This window comes from Bradyrhizobium sp. sGM-13, assembly GCF_018398875.1.
Lineage (GTDB): Bacteria > Pseudomonadota > Alphaproteobacteria > Rhizobiales > Xanthobacteraceae > Bradyrhizobium.
Genome location: NZ_JAGWDK010000010.1, coordinates 203,590 through 224,235, shown reverse-complemented (window position 1 = coordinate 224,235; position 20,646 = coordinate 203,590). Strand labels below are relative to the sequence as shown.

The window sequence follows — 20,646 nt, the reverse complement described above, 5'->3', positions numbered from 1 at the left end:
ACGGGATGTCGGACTTGTCCCCGTCCGTTCGTCCTAGGTCCGAACCCCGCGAAAAAGGAGCCCATCATGGCTAAAATGATCTTCGTCAATCTGCCGGTCAGCGATCTCGCCCGCTCGACCGCTTTCTACCAGGCGATCGGCGGCGAAAAGAATCCGCAATTCTGCGATGACACGGCGTCCTGCATGGTGTTCTCCGAGACCATCTACGTCATGCTGCTGACGCACGACAAATACCGCCAGTTCACTGCGAAGAAGATCGCCGACGCCAAGGCCAGCAGCCAGGTTCTGATCTGCCTTTCTGCTGACAGCCGTGAGGCGGTGGACGATATGGTCAGCAAGGCACAAGGCGCAGGCGGCGGCGCCGATCCGGGCCCGAAACAGGAATACGGCTTCATGTACGGCCGCAGTTTTGAAGATCCCGACGGCCATCATTGGGAAGTGATGTGGATGGATGTCGCGGCCGCAACCGGTGCGCAATCCGCCACGGCCGCCGCCTGATATCGAAGCGGGGAATGGTCAAGCGAATTTCGTAGGGTGGGCAAAGCGATAGCGTGCCCACCATTTATGGTCGCGATACAGATGGTGGGCACGGCGCTCTCGCGCCTTTGCCCACCCTACACCTACACCTCTGTTAGACCTAATCGCGTGACCACGGCCGCTTCGCCGACGCGCGTTTGCGCATGCGCTGGAGCTACAACCAGGCCAACTGAAGACCGCGAACAAAAGCAGCTACAGAAGTTCATTTAAAGCCGATCGATTTATCCCGACATCGCCCCGGGTCGCACGCGCGTTTCGATGTGGCAGAATTATCACTCGCGCGGCTTACTCGCCCGCGGGTTAGTGAATGCATTCGATGCGATGGACATAAAAATCCGAAGCCATCACACTGAATTTCGTCGCAATGTCAGTTCGCTCCAGATTCCGCCCCAGATCGTCCGTGAAGCCAGCAACCCGATCATTTTCTGTTCTGTCCATTTCGATGATGCGCACGGGCATCACCGCGGGACTTCTTTTTGTTCTCGCGCACTTCGCGATGCTGATCGGCGTCACCGCACCGGAAAAATTCTATTTCGACGAGGTGCATTACGTCCCGGCGGCGCGGCAGATGCTTGAGCCGGTGATGCGAGAGCCGATGCTCAACCCGATGCATCCACCGCTCGCCAAGCAGTTCATCGCCCTGTCGATCCATGCACTAGGCGACGGACCGCTAGGTTGGCGCTATCCGGCCGTGCTGTTCGGATCGCTCGCCGTTGTTGCGGTGTATCTGTGCGGCCTGGCGCTGTTCGCCGCCCAGGGTCCGGCGATTGCGGCGAGCCTGCTCGCCTTTTTCAATCAGATGCTGTTCGTGCAATCGCGGATCGCGATGCTAGATATTTTTGCACTCGCTTTCGGCCTGTTCGCCATCGCGGCATTCATGCATGGCTTTCGAAGAGAGCGGCCGCATCTGTGGTTCGCGCTTGCCGGGATCGGCTTTGGCCTGTCGGCCGGCTGCAAATGGAGCGGGCTGTTCGCGCTCGCAGTCTGCATCGCCATCGTCGCCGTGATCCGCTTGATGCAAAGCTGGCGCACTCACTTCGCGGATGCTCGGCCGGAGGATTGGTACCGGCCCGATCTCTGGCCCGGTTTCAAGGCCTGGCATTTTGCCGTCTGCTTCGTACTAATTCCGGCCGTAGTTTATCTTGCCAATTTCATTCCGCTCCATGGATTGTCGGCTTCGGATATTCTGCAGGCGCAACGGCGCATCTTCAGCGATAACACGACGAGTGCGATTGCAGGCCACACCTACATGAGTTCATGGCCGTCCTGGCCGCTCCTGGTGCGCCCGGTCTGGTATCTCTTCGACAAGATCGACGAAGACCATATCGCCGCCGTGGTCTTCCTCGGCAACCCGCTGATCCTGTGGCCGGCGCTGATTGCGGTCGCGATCTGCCTGCGCGACTGGATGGTGACGCGGCGGGTCGACGCCTTCCTGATACTGGCGTTCTATTTCGGCCCATACCTCGCATGGGCATTGCTGCCGCGGACGCTCGGCTTCATCTATTACTATATGCCGGCGGCGACCACGGCGAGCCTTGCGCTGGTGTATGCCTTGAAACGCGGCAGCATGCCCGGTTGGGTGCTATGGGCCTATGTTGCAATCGGCTTTGCCGGCTTTGCTGCAATGTTGCCGATATCGGCCGCGTTCATAGGTACCTCGATGGCGACATTCAGCCGCCTGATGATCTTCCAGAACTGGATTTGAGGCGGCCATTCGCGCTGTTCAGCCAATGGAAAATCCGCCTGCCGCTGGCGGCAGGCGGATCGGCTTTCAAGACCTCATCTTTCAAAACCTCACTTGGAGGCGGTCTTGCTATCCATGTTGACGACCTGAACGCGGCGGTTGGTGGGGTCCATCGGCGTATTCGCATCCTTCGGCTTGGTCTCGCCGTACCCGACCGTCACGAGATTGGAACCGGCGATGCCGTAGTTCTCGGTCAGGTACTTCTTGATCGTATCGGCACGGCGCTCGGAAAGATCCTGGTTGTAGGCCTCGCTGCCGATCGCGTCGGTATGGCCGGCGACCACGAAGGTCGAACCCTTCAGGCTCGAATCGGAGAGCGCCTTGCCGAGTTCCTGCACAGCGGAAACCGAGTTCTTGCTGATGTCGGCCGAATTATAGTCGAACTGAATCTCGAGATCGATCTTCGGCTTGCTCGCGGCAAGTTCCGCGATTTCCTGGCGCTCGCCGAGCGACAGCGACCGGGTCTTGCGGTTGCGTAGGGTATCGACGAAGCCGATTTCCTTGGCCTTTGCGGCAGCATCAACCGGCTGCTGCGGGCCGGTCGAAAGGCCGCGGGTCGCGCCCGGCTTCGGCTTCAGAGCGTCCAGGATCTTGTCGGCCGAGACGGTGTCGCCAGCGACGGCCAGCCCCGCCGTCATCGACAGCGCGGCGCCGATAGTCATGATCGAGAGAAAGCGGGTCATTGTCGTAATCCTCACTGTTAACGCCGTGCAAACGGGCGTGCATGACGTTTTGATGCTGCGACGATAGGACGGGTTCAAAGCATGCAATGTGATTCAAATCACATTGGTAAAGGCTGTCTGATGTCGAAGTCGAGGCTGGTGGGCGCCGGAGGTCGCGGCGCTAGATGCGCTGTCGGGACTGAACGGTCCAAGCAGGTGCAACGACGCTTCGCCGGATAACGGACCGCTCCGTCACTTCCCGCCGCTGACTTCGGAAAAGAAAAAGCGGCTCGTCCCGCCGGCGCCGATCTGTGGACAACAAATCGGCCAGATGCGCGTCTAGCAAAACCACTCGCAAAAAAATCTGAAGAAGAATTCGTTCGGGGCAACCAAACGGGCGGGCCGGGTGTTACAGTCAGTCAAACGTCAGCGTGAGTATCTGGGTCATCGCACCAGCGCATCGGAGCCAGCCGGTTCCGGAAGTTCAATGCCAACACTGATCGGCGCGGCGATGATCGCCGCTGCAATCTTGCTGTCGACGCTCCTCAATGCGCTCGGCAGCCGCTATGTCGGGTTTGAAAGCCCGACGGAGGAGAGCGCGTGGCTGGTCGATCGCCTCACCGGCCATGTCTACAAATGCCATGCGCCGCAGCCCGGCCGCGCCTCGTGCGAGGCCGAGATCGCAACCGGCAGCGTCGGAGAGCAGCAGAAACGGTGAGGTGATTCGCGCCGCGAGGCGGCGGTCAGGGAACCCGGGACTCCCCGCACGCGCGAATCCCGCTACATTGCCGTGCGATGCCTCGCACGACCAAGCCCCATCCCCTGACCAAGCTGGAAGCCCGGCGAATCTGGCTGCGCGCTCAACGGCTCGACACCAGCGAACCATTCGGCGCCGGACCGCAGGCGGTCGCGGCTGCGGTGGACCATCTCGGCTATGTCCAGATCGACACCATCCACGTCATCGAGCGCTGCCATCACCACATTCTCTATAGCCGCATCCCGGCTTACGCCCGCGCCGACCTGCGCCAGGCGCAGAGCGTCGACAAGAGCGTGTTCGAATACTGGACCCACGCTCTGTCCTATGTGCCGGCGAAGGATTTTCGCTTCTTCGTTCCGGCGATGCGAGAGCACCGGCGCGAAGGCCACCCATGGTTTGCTTCCGTCAAGCCGGAGGACACCCGCAAGGTGATGCGGCTGTTGCGGCGCGATGGCGCGCTCACCATCCGCGACATCGAGGACGACATTCTGACCGAGAAAGAGCATCTATGGCAGAGCCGAAAACCCTCGAAACGGGCGCTGCAGCTCGCGTTCTATACCGGCGAGGTGACGATCTCCGAGCGCACCGGCATGCTCAAGACCTATGAGCTGACGACGCGGCATTTCGGTTGGGACAAGCCGCCAAGGCCGGCTCCCTCGGCGGAGATCACCGCCTATCTCCTCGACCGCGCGCTTCGCGCCCAAGGCGTCGTCAGCCTGGATTCCGTCTGTCATCTCGACGCGCCGAGCAAGCCCGCGGTGCGGCGCCTGATCGAGGCGCGGGTGCGGCGTAAGGAACTGGTACCGGTCGCGCTCGAAGGCGCCGGCAAGCAGGAGCACTGGGCGCGGCCGGAAGTGCTGGAGGCGAATGGGACGGCGGATGTAAGCGATGGTCCGGTGCACATTCTCTCGCCGTTCGATCCCCTGATCATTCAGCGCAAGCGCACCGAGCTGTTCTTCGACTACGGCCACCGCTTCGAGGCCTATGTGCCGAAGGAGAAGCGCCTGTTCGGCTATTTTGCGCTGCCGGTGCTGGTCGGCGAAGACATCGTCGCCGCCATCGATCTCAAAACCGACCGCCAGAACAAGAAGCTGCTGATGCAGAAATGGAGCTGGGTCGGCAGGGGTGCGGTGAGGGCGGCGCGCAAGGACTACAAGCGGCGCATCGAGGAAGAGCTTGATCGCTTCGAGCGCTTTCAGTTGGGGGAGTAGGGTTTGCGTTCAGGAACCCGACTCCGCCTTATCGGTTAGTTCCATGTGCCACAGTCCGGGAGGGCGACATGGGCAAGGACAAATCGGTTATGGAGAAATTCACCGACACGGTGAAGGAGATTGCGAACACCGCAACGGAAGCTGCCAGCCAGGCGCTGAAAGCCGACGAGCCGGGGTTCAAGGCCGACGAACGCGCGGCAGCCTACGTTCCGCTTGCTGCCGATGGTCTCGTGTCCGATCCGCTGATGGTCCCGTCGACCGCAGCCGCACCAGCACGGCGGAAACGCGCAACGGATAAGCGGCGCAGCGTGCCGGCGGCCAGGGCCAGGAAAGCCGGAGCTGCCAAGTCTCGACGTGCGAAGTCTCGGACTGCGAAGACTCGAACTGCAAAGGCCGGAGCCGCCAAGACTCGAACCGCACAGGCTCGGAGCGCCAAGAAGACGGCGAAAAGGTCGGCCGCAAGGAAATCGAGCAGCCAGAAATCAAGGCCGGCGAGCAAGGCCGCGAAAAGCGCGAAGAAGGCCACCGCAAAGAAGTCTCGCAAGAAAGCTCGACGTGCCTGATGCAGGGGATGACGGGCGAGGCGAAAGCCGTATGGCCGGATGCAGGAGTGCACCAGCCCGGCGTTCGGCGCGAGGCTTCCTGAGTTCCGCTGTGCCGGGCTAGGAGCGGGCTGGTCCGGAGGCAATTCCGTTGGGAAGCAATTGCCTCCTACTCATCCGTCTTCACGAATAACCTCACCCGTTTTCACGAATTCATGATCTCTGACGAATATTGACATTCGTCAGTCGCCAATCAATACTCTTCATCAGTTCCGCGATGGAGAGTTCAATGTTCGCTCGGTCCATTTTCTCTAGCTATTACAGGCTCTTGACAGGAGCCTTCTTGGCGTTTGCGGTGTTCGTGCTGGCCGGCTGCAACGAAAAAGCGACTGAGGCAGCCGCTCCCGGGCGCCCGGTTCTGGTCGCCACCGTGCACTATGCGGCCGAGACGCCGGAACGCAGTTTCGTTGGCACCATCCGTCCCCGGATCGAGACCGACATGGGTTTTCGCGTACCCGGCAAGGTTGCCCGGCGTCTGGTCGAGGTCGGCCAGACCGTGGATGTCGGCCAGCCGCTCGCGACGCTCGATGAGGTCGATCTGAAACTACAAGCCGAGCAGGCGGAGGCTGAATTCCGCGCCGCCACCGGCGTGCTGGCGCAGGCCGCCGCCGCCGAGCAGCGCGCCAAGGATCTGCGCGCCAAGGGCTGGACCACGGATGCGCAGCTGGATCAGAGCCGCGCCGCCGCCGATGAAGCGCGCGCACGCCTTAATCGCGCCGAGCGGCAGGTCGAACTCACCAAGAATTCGCTGTCTTATGCGACGCTGCTGGCCGATAGCCGCGGCGTCGTCACCGCGACCCTGATCGATCCCGGCCAGGTCGTCGCCTCCGGCCAGACTGCGGTCCGCGTTGCACGCTTTGGCGAAAAGGAAGCCGTGGTCGCGATCCCCGAAACGCTGGTCGGCCGCGCCAAGTCGGGCTCCGCCACCGTGACGCTGTGGTCGGATTCGGAGCGGAAATACACCGCGAAGCTGCGCGAGATTGCGCCTTCCGCCGATCCGGCGACGCGGACCTATCTGGCCAAATTCTCGCTGCCGGAAGCCGACGACAAGGTCGCGCTTGGCATGACCGCCACACTGACGCTTGCCGATGCCGCCAGCGAGCGCGTGGCAAAACTGCCGCTGTCGGCGCTGTTCAGCCAGGGCAGCAATCCCTCGCTCTATATCGTCGACGATTCCGGCGCGGTAACGCTGAAGCCGGTCATCGTGAAATCCTACGATAGCAACTCCGTCGTCATCGCAGGCGGTGTCCCCGAGGGCGCCAAGGTGGTTGCACTCGGCGTGCAGAAGCTCGATCCGGCCCAGAAGGTCCGGGTGGTCTCGTCGCTGTCGTTCTAATCCCGTCAATCAACCGGCGCCGTCATTGCGAGGAGCGAACGCGAGGAAGCAATCCATAGCGCCACAAGCGGATGAATGGATTGCTTCGCTTCGCTCGCATGACGGTGGAAGTGCAAACGTATTTCGAAGTTGGAGAGTGACATGAAGCGCTTCAATCTTTCGGGCTGGGCGGTGAGCCATCCGACCCTGATCCTGTTCCTGATGATCGCGCTCGGCGTCGCCGGTTACTTCTCCTACCAGCGGCTCGGCCGCGCCGAGGACCCGTTCTTCACCGTGAAGGTCGTGAACGTTTCTGCGATCTGGCCGGGCGCGACCGCCCAGGAAATGCAGACCCAGGTGGCCGACCCCATCGAGAAGAAGCTGCAGGAATTGCCGTACTTCGAGAAGGTGCAGACCTATTCCAAGCCGTCGTTCACGGCGCTGCAGGTCACCTTCAAGGATTCGACGCCGCCGAAGGACGTGCCCTATCTGTTTTATCTGTTGCGCAAAAAGCTCGCCGACGTGCAGGGCCAGTTGCCCGCGGGCCTGCTCGGGCCGAACGTCAACGACGAATTTTCCGACGTCGATTCCATTCTCTACATGATGACCGGCGACGGCGCCGACTACGCGCAATTGAAGAAGGCCGCCGAAGGCATGCGTCAGCGCCTGTTGAAGGTTTCCGGCGTCACCAAGGTCAATCTCTACGGCACCCAGGACGAGCGCATTTTCGTCGAATTCTCCCACGCCAAGCTCGCAACGCTCGGCATCACGCCGCAGGCGCTATTCGATTCGCTCGCCAAGCAGAACAACGTCACGCCCGCTGGCACAGTGGAAACTTCCTCGCAGCGCGTGCCGCTGCGCGTCACTGGCGCGCTCGATGGCGTCAAGGCAGTCGCGGAAACCCCGGTCGAAAGCAACGGCCGCGTGTTCCGGCTCGGCGATATCGCGACCGTCACCCACGGCTTCGTCGACCCCCCGACCTTCGTCGCCCGCCAGGAAGGCAAGCCTGCGATCGGCATCGGCGTCGTCACCACCAAGGGCGCCAACATCCTCGAGCTCGGCAAGGAAGTCGAGAAGGCGACTAACGATTTCATGAAGGCGGTGCCGCAGGGCATCGAGGTCGAGCAAATCGCTGACCAGCCAAAGGTGGTCGAGCGCGCCGTCGGCGAGTTCGTTCATTCCTTCATCGAGGCGCTGGCGATCGTGCTGTTCGTGTCGTTCGTCGCGCTCGGCTGGCGCACTGGAATCGTGGTCGCGATGTCGGTGCCGCTGGTGCTCGCGATCGTGTTCATCGTCATGAACGCGATGTCGATCGACCTGCACCGCATCACGCTCGGTGCGCTGATCATCGCGCTCGGCCTGTTGGTCGACGACGCCATCATCGCGGTGGAGATGATGGTGGTAAAAATGGAACAGGGCTGGGACCGCGTCCGCGCGGCGTCCTTTGCCTGGGAATCAACTGCGTTTCCGATGCTCACGGGGACGCTGGTCACGGCCGCTGGCTTCCTCCCCATCGGCTTTGCCAATTCGGCGGTCGGCGAATACGCCGGCGGCATCTTCTGGATCGTGGCGATCTCGTTGGTCGCGTCCTGGTTCGTGGCGGTGATCTTCACGCCTTATCTCGGCGTCAAGCTGTTGCCTAATATCGCCGTGCACCACAACCACGATCCGCACGCGATCTACGAGACGCGGATGTATCGGGGCCTGCGCGCCGTGGTGCAGTGGTGCGTCGACCACCGTATCAAGGTAGTGGTGGCGACCGTCGGCGTGTTCGCGCTCTCGATCGTCGGCTTCGGCCAGGTGCAGCAGCAATTCTTCCCGCTTTCCGAACGGCCTGAGCTGTTCCTGCAGCTACGCCTGCCGGAAGGAACCGCCTTCAACGTCACGGAAAAGTCCGTCAAGAAGGCCGAGGCGCTCTTGAAGGATGACAAGGATATCGCGACCTACACCGCCTATGTCGGTCAGGGTTCGCCACGCTTCTGGCTCGGCCTCAATCCGCAACTGCCCAACGAGGCCTTTGCCGAGATCGTGATCGTCTCCAAGGACGTCGAGGCCCGTGAACGGATCAAGGCACGGCTAGAGAAGGCGGTCGCCGAGGGCGACCTGTCCGAAGCGCGCGTTCGCATCGACCGCTTCAATTTCGGTCCGCCGGTCGGTTTCCCGGTCCAGTTCCGCGTGATCGGCCCCGACCCCAATTCCGTGCGTGACATCGCCTACAAGGTCCGCGATGTCATGAAGCAAAATCCCAATGTCGTGGAACCGCAACTCGATTGGAACGAGCAGTCGCCTTACTTGAAGCTCGTGGTCGATCAGGACCGGGCCAGGGCGCTCGGCCTCACCCCGCAGGACGTCTCGCAGGCGCTTGCGATGCTGATCTCGGGCGCGCCGGTCACCACCATCCGCGACGGCATCGAGAAGGTCGGCGTGGTCGCGCGCGCGGTGCCGTCCGAACGGCTCGACCTTGGCCGCGTCGGCGATCTCACCGTGACCTCGCGCAACGGCGTCGCCGTGCCGCTGCAGCAGATTGCCAGGATCGAATATTCCCATGAGGAGCCGATCATGTGGCGGCGCAACCGCGATATGGCGATCACGGTGCGGACCGACGTCGTCGACGGCGTGCAGGCGCCCGACGTCACCAACCAGATCTGGCCGAAGCTGAAGGAAATCCGCGATCATCTCGAGCCGGCCTACCGGATCGAGCCCGGCGGCGCGTTCGAGGAATCCGAAAAGGGCAACGCCTCGATCGCCCTGCTGTTTCCGCTGATGGCGCTGGTGATGCTCACCCTGCTGATGATCCAGTTGCAGAGCTTCTCGCGCCTGATCCTGGTGTTCCTGACCGCGCCGCTTGGCATCGTCGGCGCCTCGCTCGGCCTCAACATTGCCAACCAGCCGTTCGGTTTCGTGGCGCTGCTCGGACTGATCGCGCTGGCCGGCATGATCATGCGCAACGCCGTCATCCTGGTCGATCAGATCGAGGCCGACGTTTCCCAAGGCCTGACGCGGAAGGAAGCCATCGTCGAAGCCACCGTCCGGCGCGCGCGGCCGGTGGTGCTGACGGCGCTGGCGGCGATCCTGGCCATGATCCCGCTGTCACGCTCCGCCTTCTGGGGGCCGATGGCGATCACCATCATGGGCGGGTTGTTTGTTGCAACCTTCCTGACCTTGCTGTACCTGCCGGGCCTTTACGCCCTGTGGTTCAGGAAGAGCCTGGACGAAAGCGGTCAGGCCGAGCAGCCCGATCTTGCGGCGCAACATCAGGCCAAGGAGCATCCCAAGGGTCCGCACGCAATTCCGCTTGCCGACGCCGCAGAATAATTGAACATTGAGAGCTGACATGACGCTGATTTCGGACCACATCGAGACTGACACCCGCGAAAAGATCCTCGTGGTGGCGGAGCGTCTGTTCAGGCAGATGGGCTACCAGAAGACGACGGTCGCCGACATCGCCAAGGAATTGCGGATGAGCCCCGCCAACGTCTATCGCTTCTTCGATTCGAAGAAGGCGATTCACGAGGGCGTGGCGCGGACCCTGATGGGCGAGGTCGAGGTCGAGGCGCAACGGATCGCGTCGATGCCCGGACCCGCGGCAGTCCGTCTCCGCGACATGATGAAGACCATCAATCGCATGAACACCGAGCGCTATGTCGGCGATTCCAAGCTGCATGAGATGGTCGAGATCGCGATGCAGGAGGACTGGGGCGTCTGCGTCGCTCATATGGAGATGATTGCCCGGACCATCGGCCAGGTGATCGGGCAGGGCGCCGCCTCCGGCGAGTTCGAGGTTGCCGATTTGCAGCTCGCCTCGCTTTGCGCCTGCACCGCGATGATGCGGTTCTTCCACCCGCAGATGATCGCGCAATGCGCCACCAAGCCCGGCCCGACGATCGACGAAATGATAGATTTCGTCATTGCCGGCCTCTCGCCGCGCGCCAAGGCGAATTGAGCTCTTCGCCACTTGACTCCGCCGTCATTGCGAGCGAAGCGACTTGTCCGCCGTAGCCTTAGCGAAGGCGGAAGCAATCCATCGCGCCGCGTGCCGTGACATGGATTGCTTCGTCGCAAGTGCTCCCTTGCGCAAACGCGTCGCGTTTGTCGCAGGCAATGACGAAGAAGGACGAGGTGGAATGGACGCCAAGAGCCGAAAAGACCTGCATTTCTACGAGCCGAAGAACGGCCACGGCCTCAAGCACGACCCCTTTAACGCCATCATCGCGCCGCGCCCGATCGGGTGGATTTCCTCGCGCGATGGCAAGGGCAACGTCAATCTGGCGCCTTACAGCTTCTTCAACGCTTTCTGCTATCACCCGCCGATTATCGGCTTTTCCTCCACCAACTGGAAAGACAGCGCGGGCAATATCCAGGAGACCGGCGAGTTCGTCTGGAATCTCGCCACGATAGATCTGGCGAAGCAGATGAACGCGACGGCGGCCCACGTTGCCGCTGATGTCGACGAGTTCAAGCTCGCAGGCCTTACGGCCGCGTCCTGCAAGCTCGTCAACGTGCCCCGGGTGGCGGAAAGCCCCGTTGCCTTCGAATGCAAGCTGACGCAGATCATCCAGTTGCAGGGTAAGGACGGCGAAAAGGCTCAGGCCTGGCTGACGCTCGGCGAAGTCGTCGCCGTCCACATCGACAAGGCCTTCATCAAGGATGGCGTCTATCAGACCGGCCTCGCCCATCCCATCGTCCGCGCCGGCCGCCGTGGCGACTATTTCGAGATCAAGCCGGAAAATATGTTTGAGATGATCCGGCCGGATTGAGCGAATGTAGTTCGGATAGAGCCAACGAGTCGCCCGCACGCGCGCCCCACGGCAACACGGAACTCCGACGCGCCGAAATGCTTATCGTCTGTATTTCGGAGATTGCCGATGATCCGCTTGTTTGCCGGGCTGACCGTGCTCGCCTGTCTTGTCCACCCGGCCCTCGCAGGTCCCGATGCGGCAGCCATCAACAACGCGGAGTTCAGAGGCAAGCCGCCGGCCAACGACAAGATCGATCCCATTGTCGTCAAGGCCCAGGTGCTGCTCGACCGTGCTAATTTCTCGCCGGGCGAGATCGACGGCAAGCTCGGCGAGAACGCCCAGAAAGCCTTGCGGGCGTTCGCCGAAGCCAAAGGCCTGATGGTCAACAAGCAGCCGCTGACGCCGGAGATCTGGAGCGCTTTGATCGCGACCAGCGCGGATGCCATCGCCGTCGACTACAAGATCGCAGCGGCAGACGTGAAGGGGCCGTTCCTCAAGAAGCTGCCCGCCAGGATGGAAAAAATGAAAGGGCTGAAGGCGCTCAATTACACCAGCCCGCGCGAGGCCATCGCCGAAAAATTCCACATGAGCGAGGCGCTGCTCGCGGCCCTCAACCCCGGCAAGAAATTCGACGAGGCCGACCAGACGATCTCGGTGATCAATGTGATCGCGCAAGAGACGAAGCCAATTGCAACCCGTGTCGAGGTCGACAAGAGCTCCCAGACCGTCAGGGCGTTCGCGAACTCCGACCTGATCGCCTTCTTTCCCGCGACCGTCGGAAGCGAGGAAAAGCCGACCCCGAGCGGCGTGCTCAAGGTGATCTCGATAGATGCTCGCCCGTACTACCGATACAACCCGGATTATAAGTTCAAAGAAGTCCGATCCAGGCGCGCCTTCACAATCAAGCCCGGGCCGAACAACCCCGTCGGAACGCAGTGGATCGGACTTTCCGCGGAAGGCTACGGCATTCACGGCACGGCCAATCCGTCGAAGGTAAGCAAGGCGGAATCTCACGGCTGCGTGCGTCTCACCAATTGGGACGCCGACAAGTTGGCAAGGCTCCTGAAGAAGGGCACCGAGGTCGCGTTCATCGAGCGCGAGGTGGCCAACAGGAAGTGACGTCTGGTGGCAGGAGGGCTGGCACGCAATTTTTCATGGTCGCCACCAACATCATTTGCAATGACGCATGCGAGCGGTGAATATGCGCCATGTCATTTGCCCCGCTCCAGAACAATGTCCGACAGCTCTACGAGGGTGCAACGCCGGAAGGCGTCCGTTTTCGCTACGCACTACTAACGTTCGATATCGTAACCGTCCTGTTCATCGTCGCGACATCGTTTTTCCCCTCCAACGATATCACTGAAATACTTGATGTCCTGTTCGGCATCGTGATCCTGGCGGATTTTTCCGCGCGGCTGCTCGTCAGCCGGCATCGAATGCTGGAGTTCACACGCTTCTCGACATGGACGGATGTCGTCGCGATCATTTCGTTCCTGGCGCCGCTGGCCGGAGAGGCCGGTGGTTTTCTGCGGATCCTGCGAACGCTGCGGCTGCTGCGCGACTACCAGATGCTGGTGCGGCTGCGCCAGGACAGCTCATTCTTCCGGCGCAACGAGGAAGTCATCTTCGCGGTGACCAATCTGGCGGTCTTCATCTTCGTGATGACTGCGATCGTCTATGAGACCCAAAAATTCCGTAATCCTCAGATATTGAATTATGCGGACGCTCTCTATTTCACCGTCACCGCGCTGACGACGACCGGCTTTGGCGACATCACCCTGCCCGGGACTGTCGGCCGCATGATCTCGGTAGCCATCATGATTTTCGGCGTCACCCTGTTTTTCAATCTTGCCCGCGCGCTGCTCTCGCCCAACAAGGTGCGGTTTGCTTGTCCCACCTGCGGATTACAGCGCCATGACAGCGATGCGGTTCACTGCAAAGCCTGCGGTACGGTGTTGAATATTCCCGACGAAGGTTTGACGTAGCGCGGCTGCCACCGGATCATTCGCCCGTGGCAAACGCGTCGTAAACCAGCTTCTTGAACGCGGGTGTGATGCGTCCGCGTTCGTTCTGGGTCTGCTCCAGCAGGATGTAGATCATGTCCAGCTTCGGGTCGACACCGAAATAAGTGCCGCTGCCGCTATCCCATTTGAGTTCGCCGATCGAACCTGGCGGCGGCGGTTTGGCATTTCCCGGATCGGTGCGCACGGCAAATCCATAGCCGTAGCCAAAGCCATCTCCGGGAAAGTAGTAATAATCCCGCGCGACGCCGGAGCCGGGCCCGATATGGTCTAACGTCATCGACTTGAATGCGGCTGGGCTAAGGTAGCGTTTGCCATCGAGTTGCCCGCCGTTGAGGATCATCTGGGCAAAACGGGCATAGTCGTTCAGTGTCGAGACCAACCCGCCGCCGCCGGATTCCCATTCCGGATGGGCACGGCGTTCAGTCTCCGCACGTTTCAGGACGGTATCGCTTGGCAGCGGCTCCGCCATCCGCGCGCGTTCGTCGGCACTTTCCAGCACGAATTTCGTGCTGGTCATGCCGAGCGGATCGAAGATGTGCTGCTTTTCAAACTGATAGAGTGTCTGCCCGGATACGATCTCGATGATCCGTCCGAGGACGTCGGTTGAATGTCCGTAACGCCAAAGCGTGCCGGGTTGTCGTGCCAGGGGCAATCTGGCGATGCGATCGGCAAACACCTTGTTGGTATAATGCCCATCGAAAAGGCCTGATTCCGAATAGGCCTTCATGATCAGCTTGCCGCCGATGTAATCGTACGTGATGCCCGACGTATGGCGGAGTAGATCCATAATGGTCACCGGCCGATCCGCCGGGACAAGCGTTAAAACGTTCTTGCCGTCAAGAGTGTCAGAACCGACAAGTACCTTCGCGTCAGCAAATCCCGGAATGAATTTGGATGCGGGATCGGCGGGCGAGAGCTTGCCAGCGTCGATCAGCATCATCGCCGCGACGCTGGTGATTGGCTTCGTCATCGAATGAAGCGCAAAGATCGTATCTGATGTCATCGGAGCCTTGGTCTCGACATCCTGAACGCCGAAACATTTCAGATAGACCGGTTTGCCGTGTTGCTGAATCAATACGACGGCACCCGGCAGCCGCCCCGTTGCAACCTCATTGTTGAAAAATTCGGTGATGCGTTCGAGCTTGCTCGGAGACGGCGCGGGGACTTTGGCCGCCTCGTTGGCCGCAGCCATGTCAGTCGAGATCGCCAATAACAGGACCGCAGCAAAAAGTCGTTTGCCGCGAGATACAGCGGTGCAATGCAATATCTGCCGGGTCGGCCTCTTCATTTTGATTTGCCCCGCGGACCGACTGACTTGCCGGATAATTCGACCAGTTGCCGAATGACTAGCATGTTGCGCACCTTGTCGCCACGTGGGCAATTGCCCCCAAGCGCGATGACAGACATGCATTGGACGAGTTGATGCCATTTTCGGCTGCAAGCTTGAACCGGGGCTGAAATCAAAAGCAGCTCTCGCAACCGGGCACGGACCGGACTAACCTAAAGTTGCCAGGCCGGATCAACGGCCGGCGAAAAGATTGGGAGGATGCGATGATACGCCAGGAGCGGCGCGATTCACGACGGCATGATCCAGAAGTCGCGATTTCACGACGAACGCTTGTCCAGGGGTTGGCGGTATGCGCTGGTGCTACCATCGCGGGAGCCGGCAGCGCATTGGCCCAGACCGGTCCTGTGGCGCCTCCGTCAACAGTCACCAGCCCGCCGCGCGATTTCAGTCCGCGCGGTGCCCCCACCACCTATTTCTGGGACCCCGACATTATCGCCGTCGATCCATCCTTCAATAATCTCGCCCAGCCCAATACGGCGATCAAGCGCCTCTACACCGGCCTGTTGTGGGCCGAAGGCCCCGCCTGGAGTGCGCAGGGACGTTATCTCCTGTGGAGCGACATTCCCAATAACAGGCAGATGCGATGGTCGGAGGATGACGGTCATGTCAGCGTCTTCCGTACGCCGTCCAACAACAGTAACGGCAACTCGTTCGATTTCCAGGGACGACAGCTTTCCTGCGAGCACCTCACCCGGCGCGTCGTGCGCTATGAGCACGACGGCACCGCGACCGTGCTGGCTGACTCCTATAACGGCAAGAAGCTGAACTCGCCGAACGATGTCGTCGCACATCCGGACGGCAGCTACTGGTTCACCGATCCGCCCTATGGCGGCATGCTCTATGAGGGTGAGCCTGACGTCGCGGGTGGGCCGAGCAATCCCGCCGGCAAGCTCAATCCGCGGATCGGTCAGCCGGCAGGCTTCGTGCCGGGCAAGCGCGAACTGCCGACCAACTGCTATCGCATCGATCCGTCCGCCCGTGTCGACCTCGTCGTGACCGAGGAACAGGTACCCGATCCCAACGGCCTCTGCTTTTCGCCCGACTACAAGAAGCTGTATGTCGCCTCTACCGGCAAGGGGCCGGGCGACACTGGCCCGGGCGGCAAGGGCGACATGTTCGTGTTCGACGTCGGCACCGATAACAAGCTGACCAACCACAAGCGGTTCAGCGATTTCATGGTCGACGGCGTGAAGTGCGGACCGGACGGCGTGCGCTGCGACGTCAACGGCAATGTCTGGTGCTCCAGCAATGCCGGCCGTGCCGTCGGCTACAGCGGCGTGACGGTATGGTCCCCGGAGGGCAAGCTGATCGGCCGCATCCGTTTGCCCGAAGTGTGCGGCAACATCTGCTTCGGCGGCCCCAAGCGCAATCGCCTGTTCATGGCCGCGAGCCAGTCGCTCTACGCCGTGTACACGGCAACGCAGGGTGCCGGACCGGGCTGACTGGCTAGCCTTGCTCACGACGTTATTCTGGGCTCTCGCTTCGCGAGCCCGGAATGACGAGTGGACGATTCATTAAAATTTGCTGCAAATTGGCAACCGTCAACCAACCGCTCCGGCAAAAGTTGGGCACGCTTAAACTGAGCGTTTATTGCGAACGGTCCACCCTTCCTCGCACGAAGGGAGGCTCGTCCACCAATGCCCATATTCAAATATTTTACTGTCGTAGGATCGACACTGCTCGTATTCTTGTTTGTTTCGAACGCTTACCTCACCGACGACGAAAGCAATTTGCGCTTCGATGGATCGATGTACGGGAGCGCGCTTTACGCGCCTCGCGTTGCAGAAACCCAAGCGACCACGGAGCTTCGCTTTACCCGCGATGTCACGCCTGCCGTTCGCGTCAGGGAAGTATTTGCCGTGTTCGTCCCCAATGAGCGACGCCGCAACAAGCGTGAGTCATAACACCGGCGTGCCCGCGGTTGAGACCGGTGGGCACTCCCGAGCGGCATCCATCCGGCAACGTTGCCGGTCTCTAAACGCCGGATAATGCAGGCATTTTGGAACAGGTCCGGGCCTCTGCCGTTATCTCCAAGTTCAGTTTCGCTTCATTTCCAGATGCGAAGTGTCTCCGAAACCCGTGCTTTTCAGCTAGGATGAACCCATGTTTGGTATAGGTGAGGCGAGACGTCGCGCCCCGATCATGAGGAGATCGCCATGAGCTTCCGCCGCGATTTCATTAGCAAACCGATCTTCGCTTTCGCGCGCGGCGCTATGCCCGCGATGTCCGATACCGAGCGAGAGGCGCTGGAGGCGGGCGATGTCTGGTGGGACGCCGATCTCTTCACCGGCAATCCGGACTGGTCGAAATTGCTGGCTGTCGCGCCGGCGACGCTGACTGAAGAAGAAAAGGCCTTTCTCAACGGCCCCGTCGACGAGCTTTGCGCCATGCTCGACGAGTGGAAGATTAATTGGGAATGGCGTGATCTACCGCCCGAGGTATGGTCCTTCATCAAGCGCTACAAATTCTTCGGCATGATCATTCCAAAGGAGTTTGGCGGGCTTGGCTTCTCGCCTTATGCGCATTCGGAAGTGGTACGAAAGCTTTCGTCGCGCTCGCTGACCGCTGCCGTCACCGTGATGGTGCCGAATTCGCTCGGACCCGGCGAGTTGTTGATGCGCTTCGGTACCAAGGAGCAGCAGGACAGATGGCTGCCGCGGCTCGCCGAAGGCGCCGACATTCCTTGCTTCGGCCTGACCAGCCCTGAAGCCGGCTCGGACGCGGCCTCGATGGTCGACACAGGGATCATCTGCAAGGGCAATTTCGAGGGCCGGGAAGTCATCGGCCTGCGCCTGAACTGGCACAAGCGCTACATCACGCTCGGTCCCGTCGCGACGCTGCTCGGTCTCGCCTTCAAGGCCTATGATCCCGATCATCTCGTGGGCCAGCAGGAAGAACTCGGCATTACGGTCGCCCTGATCCCGACCCATCTGCCCGGCGTCGAGATCGGACGCCGCCATCTGCCGGCAATGCAGATGTTCCAGAACGGTCCGAACTGGGGTCGCGACGTGTTCATTCCGATGGACTACATCATCGGCGGGCAGGAGCGGCTCGGGCAAGGCTGGAAGATGCTGATGACGGCATTGGCTGCTGGCCGCGGCATCTCGCTGCCGTCGCTGTCGGCCGCGGGGGCGGCGTATGCGGCACGCACCACCGGCGCCTATGCCCGCATCCGCGAGCAGTTCGGCATCTCCATCGGCAAATTCGAAGGCATCGAGGAGCCGCTCGCGCGCATCGCCGGCACCGCCTATCTGCTCGATGCCGCGCGGCGGCTGACCTGCGCCGCGCTCAACCAGGGGCATCATCCCGCCGTCATCTCCGGCATCATGAAGCTGCACGCCACCGAGCGGATGCGGATCGTGATCGACGACGCCATGGATATCCATGGCGGCAAGGCCGTGATCGACGGACCACAGAACTACATGGGCAGCCTCTATCGCGCGGTGCCGGTCGGCATCACCGTTGAAGGCGCCAATATCCTCACACGAAATCTCATCGTGTTCGGGCAAGGTGCGATCCGCGCTCATCCATTCCTGCTCGACGAAATGAATGCTCTGGGTGAAGCCGACCGGCCCAAGGGCTTGGAAGCCTTCGACAAGGCATTCTGGAGTCATATCGGCCACAGCTTCAAGTCCATGTTCCGTGCCTGGGGCCGAAGTTGGACCTTCGGCCTGTTTGCGCCAGCGCCCGATGCCGGCGAGGCGACGCGGTTCTACCGCCAGCTCTCGCGCTACTCCGCAGGCTTCGCGCTGTGCGCCGACATGGCGCTGTTGACGCTTGGCGGCGCGCTCAAACGCAAGGAAATGCTTTCGGCCCGGTTCGGCGACATTCTGTCCGAACTGTATCTGCTGTCCGCCGCGCTGAAACGCTGGCAGGACGAGGGACGGCAGAAGGAAGATTTCGCTGCGCTGGAATGGTGCATGGCGAGCGGCTTCAAGACCATCGAGAACCGCTTTGCCGAAATCCTCGCCAACCTGCCGAACCGGTTTGTCGCGGTGATCCTGAAATTCCTGATCCAGCCGTTCGGTGCGCGCGTGCTCGGCCCGTCCGACCGCATCGTGCATCAATGCGCGCAGCTCGTGCTGGAGCCATCGGCGGCGCGCGACCGGCTCACCTCCGATCTGTCAGCCGTCGATGATGATGGCGGCATCGCCCGGCTGGAGAAGGCGTTCCGGCTGGTGGCGGCTGCGGACGACGTCGCTAAGCAGATGCGCGCCGCGCGGCTGCATGACTGGAAAGAGGCGGTGAACAAGGGTGTTATCACTCAGGCCCAGGGCGAGAAGCTGCAGGCTGCACATGAAGCCGTTGCCAAGGTGATCGAGGTCGACGATTTCGCGCCCGAGGCGTTGTCGCCGATTTACAGCAAGGGGGCCGACGTGCATCAGTTCTTCCAGGAACTGGGTGAACAGAGGGCTGCAAGCTGATGGCGCGACCGGTCTTTATCGTCGACGGCAGCCGGACGCCGTTCTTGAAAGCGCGCTCCGGCCCCGGGCCCTTCACGCCGGTCGATCTCGCCGTGCAATGCGGTCGGCCGCTTCTGGCGCGGCAGCCATTCGCACCGACCGCCTTTGATCAGGTCATCCTCGGCTGCGTCAACGTCATCGCCGACGAGATGAATCCGGCCCGTGTCGCCGCGCTCCGGCTCGGCATGGGCGAGAAGATGGTCGCCTTCACCGTGCAGATCAATTGCGGCTCCGGCATGCAGTCGATCGACACGGGCTATCGTTACATCCGCGAGGGCGTCTCCGACCTGATCCTGGCAGGCGGCGCCGAAGCGCTGAGCCATGCCCCGCTCGTCTGGCCGCAACAGGGCGTGCGCTGGTTCGCAGGGCTTGCAGGGGCAAAAGGCGTCGGCGCGAAAATCATCGCGGCGCTGAAAGTGAAGCCCGGCTATTTCAAGCCGATCATCGGGCTTGAGCGCGGCCTGACCGATCCCATCACCGAACTCAATATGGGTCAGACCGCCGAGGTGGTCGGCCATCTCTTCGGCATCACCCGCGCGCAGTCAGATGCCTATGCTGCCGAAAGTCACAAGCGACTCGCAAAGGCGCAATCGCAGGGCTGGCTCAAAGATGAAGTAGAGACCGCATTCGCGCGCGACGGAAAGTTCTACGATCACGACGATGGCGTGCGGCCGGACTCGACACCGGAGAGCTTGGCAAAGCTGAAGCCGGTGTTCGAGCGTCCCTGGGGTAAGGTCACCGCCGGCAATTCCTCGCAGATCACGGATGGCGCGTCCTGGGTGATCCTGGCTTCCGAAGAGGCCGTCGCCAAGCACGGCCTGATGCCGAAGGCGGTCATCCTCGACAGCCAGTGGTCGGCGCTCGATCCCGGCATCATGGGCCTGGGGCCGGTGCTGTCGGCGACGGAGCTTCTCAAGCGCAACAAGCTAACGCTTTCGGATATCGAGAGCTGGGAATTGAACGAGGCGTTTGCGACGCAGGTGCTGGGTTGCCTCGCCGCCTGGAACGACGAAAAATTCTGCAAGGAGATTCTCGGCCTCGACGGCGCGGCGGGCGAGATCGATCAGGCAAAGTTGAACGTCGATGGCGGCGCCATCAGCCTCGGCCATCCCGTGGGCTGCAGCGGCAACCGCATTGTGCTGCATTTGGTAAACGCCATGAAGCGATTGGGCACCAGGCGCGGCATCGCCACCGAATGTATCGGCGGCGGGCAGGGCGGCGCGATGTTGATAGAGACGGTGTGA

18 protein-coding genes are annotated in these 20,646 nt (G+C 61.5%); 15 read left to right on the top strand and 3 right to left on the bottom strand.

Going from position 1 to position 20,646, the window contains the following annotated elements:
• Window positions 1-66 precede the first annotated feature (66 nt).
• Entirely contained in the window at window positions 67-498 is a 432-nt protein-coding gene (locus KJQ96_RS17675; protein ID WP_213287852.1) for a VOC family protein, read from the top strand.
• A gap of 339 nt (window positions 499-837) precedes the next feature.
• Here KJQ96_RS17675 and KJQ96_RS17670 read toward each other — a convergent pair whose 3' ends face one another.
• Complete coding sequence (locus KJQ96_RS17670; protein ID WP_213287927.1) at window positions 838-990, bottom strand: hypothetical protein; 153 nt, start codon at window positions 988-990, stop codon at window positions 838-840.
• Here KJQ96_RS17670 and KJQ96_RS17665 point away from each other — a divergent pair.
• Window positions 980-2,242 carry a phospholipid carrier-dependent glycosyltransferase gene (locus KJQ96_RS17665; RefSeq protein WP_213287916.1) on the top strand — a complete coding sequence of 421 codons (1,263 nt, stop codon included), beginning with the start codon at window positions 980-982 and terminating at the stop codon, window positions 2,240-2,242. The two genes, KJQ96_RS17670 and KJQ96_RS17665, sit on opposite strands and share 11 nt — an antisense overlap.
• A gap of 89 nt (window positions 2,243-2,331) precedes the next feature.
• Here the strand turns inward: KJQ96_RS17665 and KJQ96_RS17660 are convergent, their stop codons facing one another.
• Window positions 2,332-2,964 (bottom strand): OmpA family protein, encoded by a 633-nt coding sequence (locus KJQ96_RS17660; RefSeq protein WP_213287851.1) that lies wholly within the window; start codon window positions 2,962-2,964, stop codon window positions 2,332-2,334.
• 466 nt (window positions 2,965-3,430) lie between these two features.
• Here KJQ96_RS17660 and KJQ96_RS17655 point away from each other — a divergent pair, with 466 nt between their 5' ends.
• The 9 genes from KJQ96_RS17655 (at window position 3,431) to KJQ96_RS17615 (ending at window position 13,552) form a co-directional block, all read left to right on the top strand.
• Window positions 3,431-3,661: a hypothetical protein gene (locus KJQ96_RS17655; RefSeq protein WP_028349533.1), complete on the top strand. Its 231-nt coding sequence runs from the start codon at window positions 3,431-3,433 to the stop codon at window positions 3,659-3,661.
• A 77-nt stretch (window positions 3,662-3,738) separates the two neighbouring features.
• Complete coding sequence (locus KJQ96_RS17650; RefSeq protein ID WP_213287850.1) at window positions 3,739-4,911, top strand: winged helix-turn-helix domain-containing protein; 1,173 nt, start codon at window positions 3,739-3,741, stop codon at window positions 4,909-4,911.
• Between the two features lie 68 nt (window positions 4,912-4,979).
• Complete coding sequence (locus tag KJQ96_RS17645; RefSeq protein WP_213287849.1) at window positions 4,980-5,474, top strand: hypothetical protein; 495 nt, start codon at window positions 4,980-4,982, stop codon at window positions 5,472-5,474.
• A gap of 268 nt (window positions 5,475-5,742) precedes the next feature.
• Window positions 5,743-6,849, top strand: a complete 1,107-nt coding sequence (locus KJQ96_RS17640; protein ID WP_213287848.1) for an efflux RND transporter periplasmic adaptor subunit — start codon at window positions 5,743-5,745, stop codon at window positions 6,847-6,849.
• Between the two features lie 141 nt (window positions 6,850-6,990).
• A complete protein-coding gene (locus KJQ96_RS17635) occupies window positions 6,991-10,143 on the top strand; it encodes an efflux RND transporter permease subunit (protein ID WP_213287847.1) in 3,153 nt (1,050 codons plus the stop codon).
• Window positions 10,144-10,162: 19 nt separating this feature from the next.
• Complete coding sequence (locus KJQ96_RS17630; RefSeq protein WP_213287846.1) at window positions 10,163-10,771, top strand: TetR/AcrR family transcriptional regulator; 609 nt, start codon at window positions 10,163-10,165, stop codon at window positions 10,769-10,771.
• A gap of 181 nt (window positions 10,772-10,952) precedes the next feature.
• Entirely contained in the window at window positions 10,953-11,585 is a 633-nt protein-coding gene (locus tag KJQ96_RS17625) for a flavin reductase family protein (RefSeq protein ID WP_249734151.1), read from the top strand.
• A 108-nt stretch (window positions 11,586-11,693) separates the two neighbouring features.
• On the top strand, window positions 11,694-12,686 hold the full coding sequence (locus tag KJQ96_RS17620; protein WP_213287844.1) for a L,D-transpeptidase family protein: 993 nt from the start codon (window positions 11,694-11,696) through the stop codon (window positions 12,684-12,686).
• A gap of 89 nt (window positions 12,687-12,775) precedes the next feature.
• Window positions 12,776-13,552, top strand: a complete 777-nt coding sequence (locus tag KJQ96_RS17615) for a potassium channel family protein (protein WP_213287843.1) — start codon at window positions 12,776-12,778, stop codon at window positions 13,550-13,552.
• A gap of 16 nt (window positions 13,553-13,568) precedes the next feature.
• Here the strand turns inward: KJQ96_RS17615 and KJQ96_RS17610 are convergent, their stop codons facing one another.
• Window positions 13,569-14,783: a serine hydrolase gene (locus tag KJQ96_RS17610; RefSeq protein ID WP_213287915.1), complete on the bottom strand. Its 1,215-nt coding sequence runs from the start codon at window positions 14,781-14,783 to the stop codon at window positions 13,569-13,571.
• 359 nt (window positions 14,784-15,142) lie between these two features.
• Here KJQ96_RS17610 and KJQ96_RS17605 point away from each other — a divergent pair, with 359 nt between their 5' ends.
• From KJQ96_RS17605 to KJQ96_RS17590, 4 genes are all read left to right on the top strand, one after another.
• Entirely contained in the window at window positions 15,143-16,381 is a 1,239-nt protein-coding gene (locus tag KJQ96_RS17605) for an SMP-30/gluconolactonase/LRE family protein (RefSeq protein ID WP_213287842.1), read from the top strand.
• A 195-nt stretch (window positions 16,382-16,576) separates the two neighbouring features.
• A complete protein-coding gene (locus KJQ96_RS17600; RefSeq protein ID WP_213287841.1) occupies window positions 16,577-16,843 on the top strand; it encodes a hypothetical protein in 267 nt (88 codons plus the stop codon).
• 252 nt (window positions 16,844-17,095) lie between these two features.
• A complete protein-coding gene (locus KJQ96_RS17595) occupies window positions 17,096-19,363 on the top strand; it encodes an acyl-CoA dehydrogenase (RefSeq protein ID WP_213287840.1) in 2,268 nt (755 codons plus the stop codon).
• Window positions 19,363-20,646, top strand: coding sequence for an acetyl-CoA C-acetyltransferase (locus tag KJQ96_RS17590; RefSeq protein ID WP_213287839.1), 1,284 nt, complete (start codon window positions 19,363-19,365; stop codon window positions 20,644-20,646). Before KJQ96_RS17595 ends, KJQ96_RS17590 begins: the two co-directional genes overlap by 1 nt.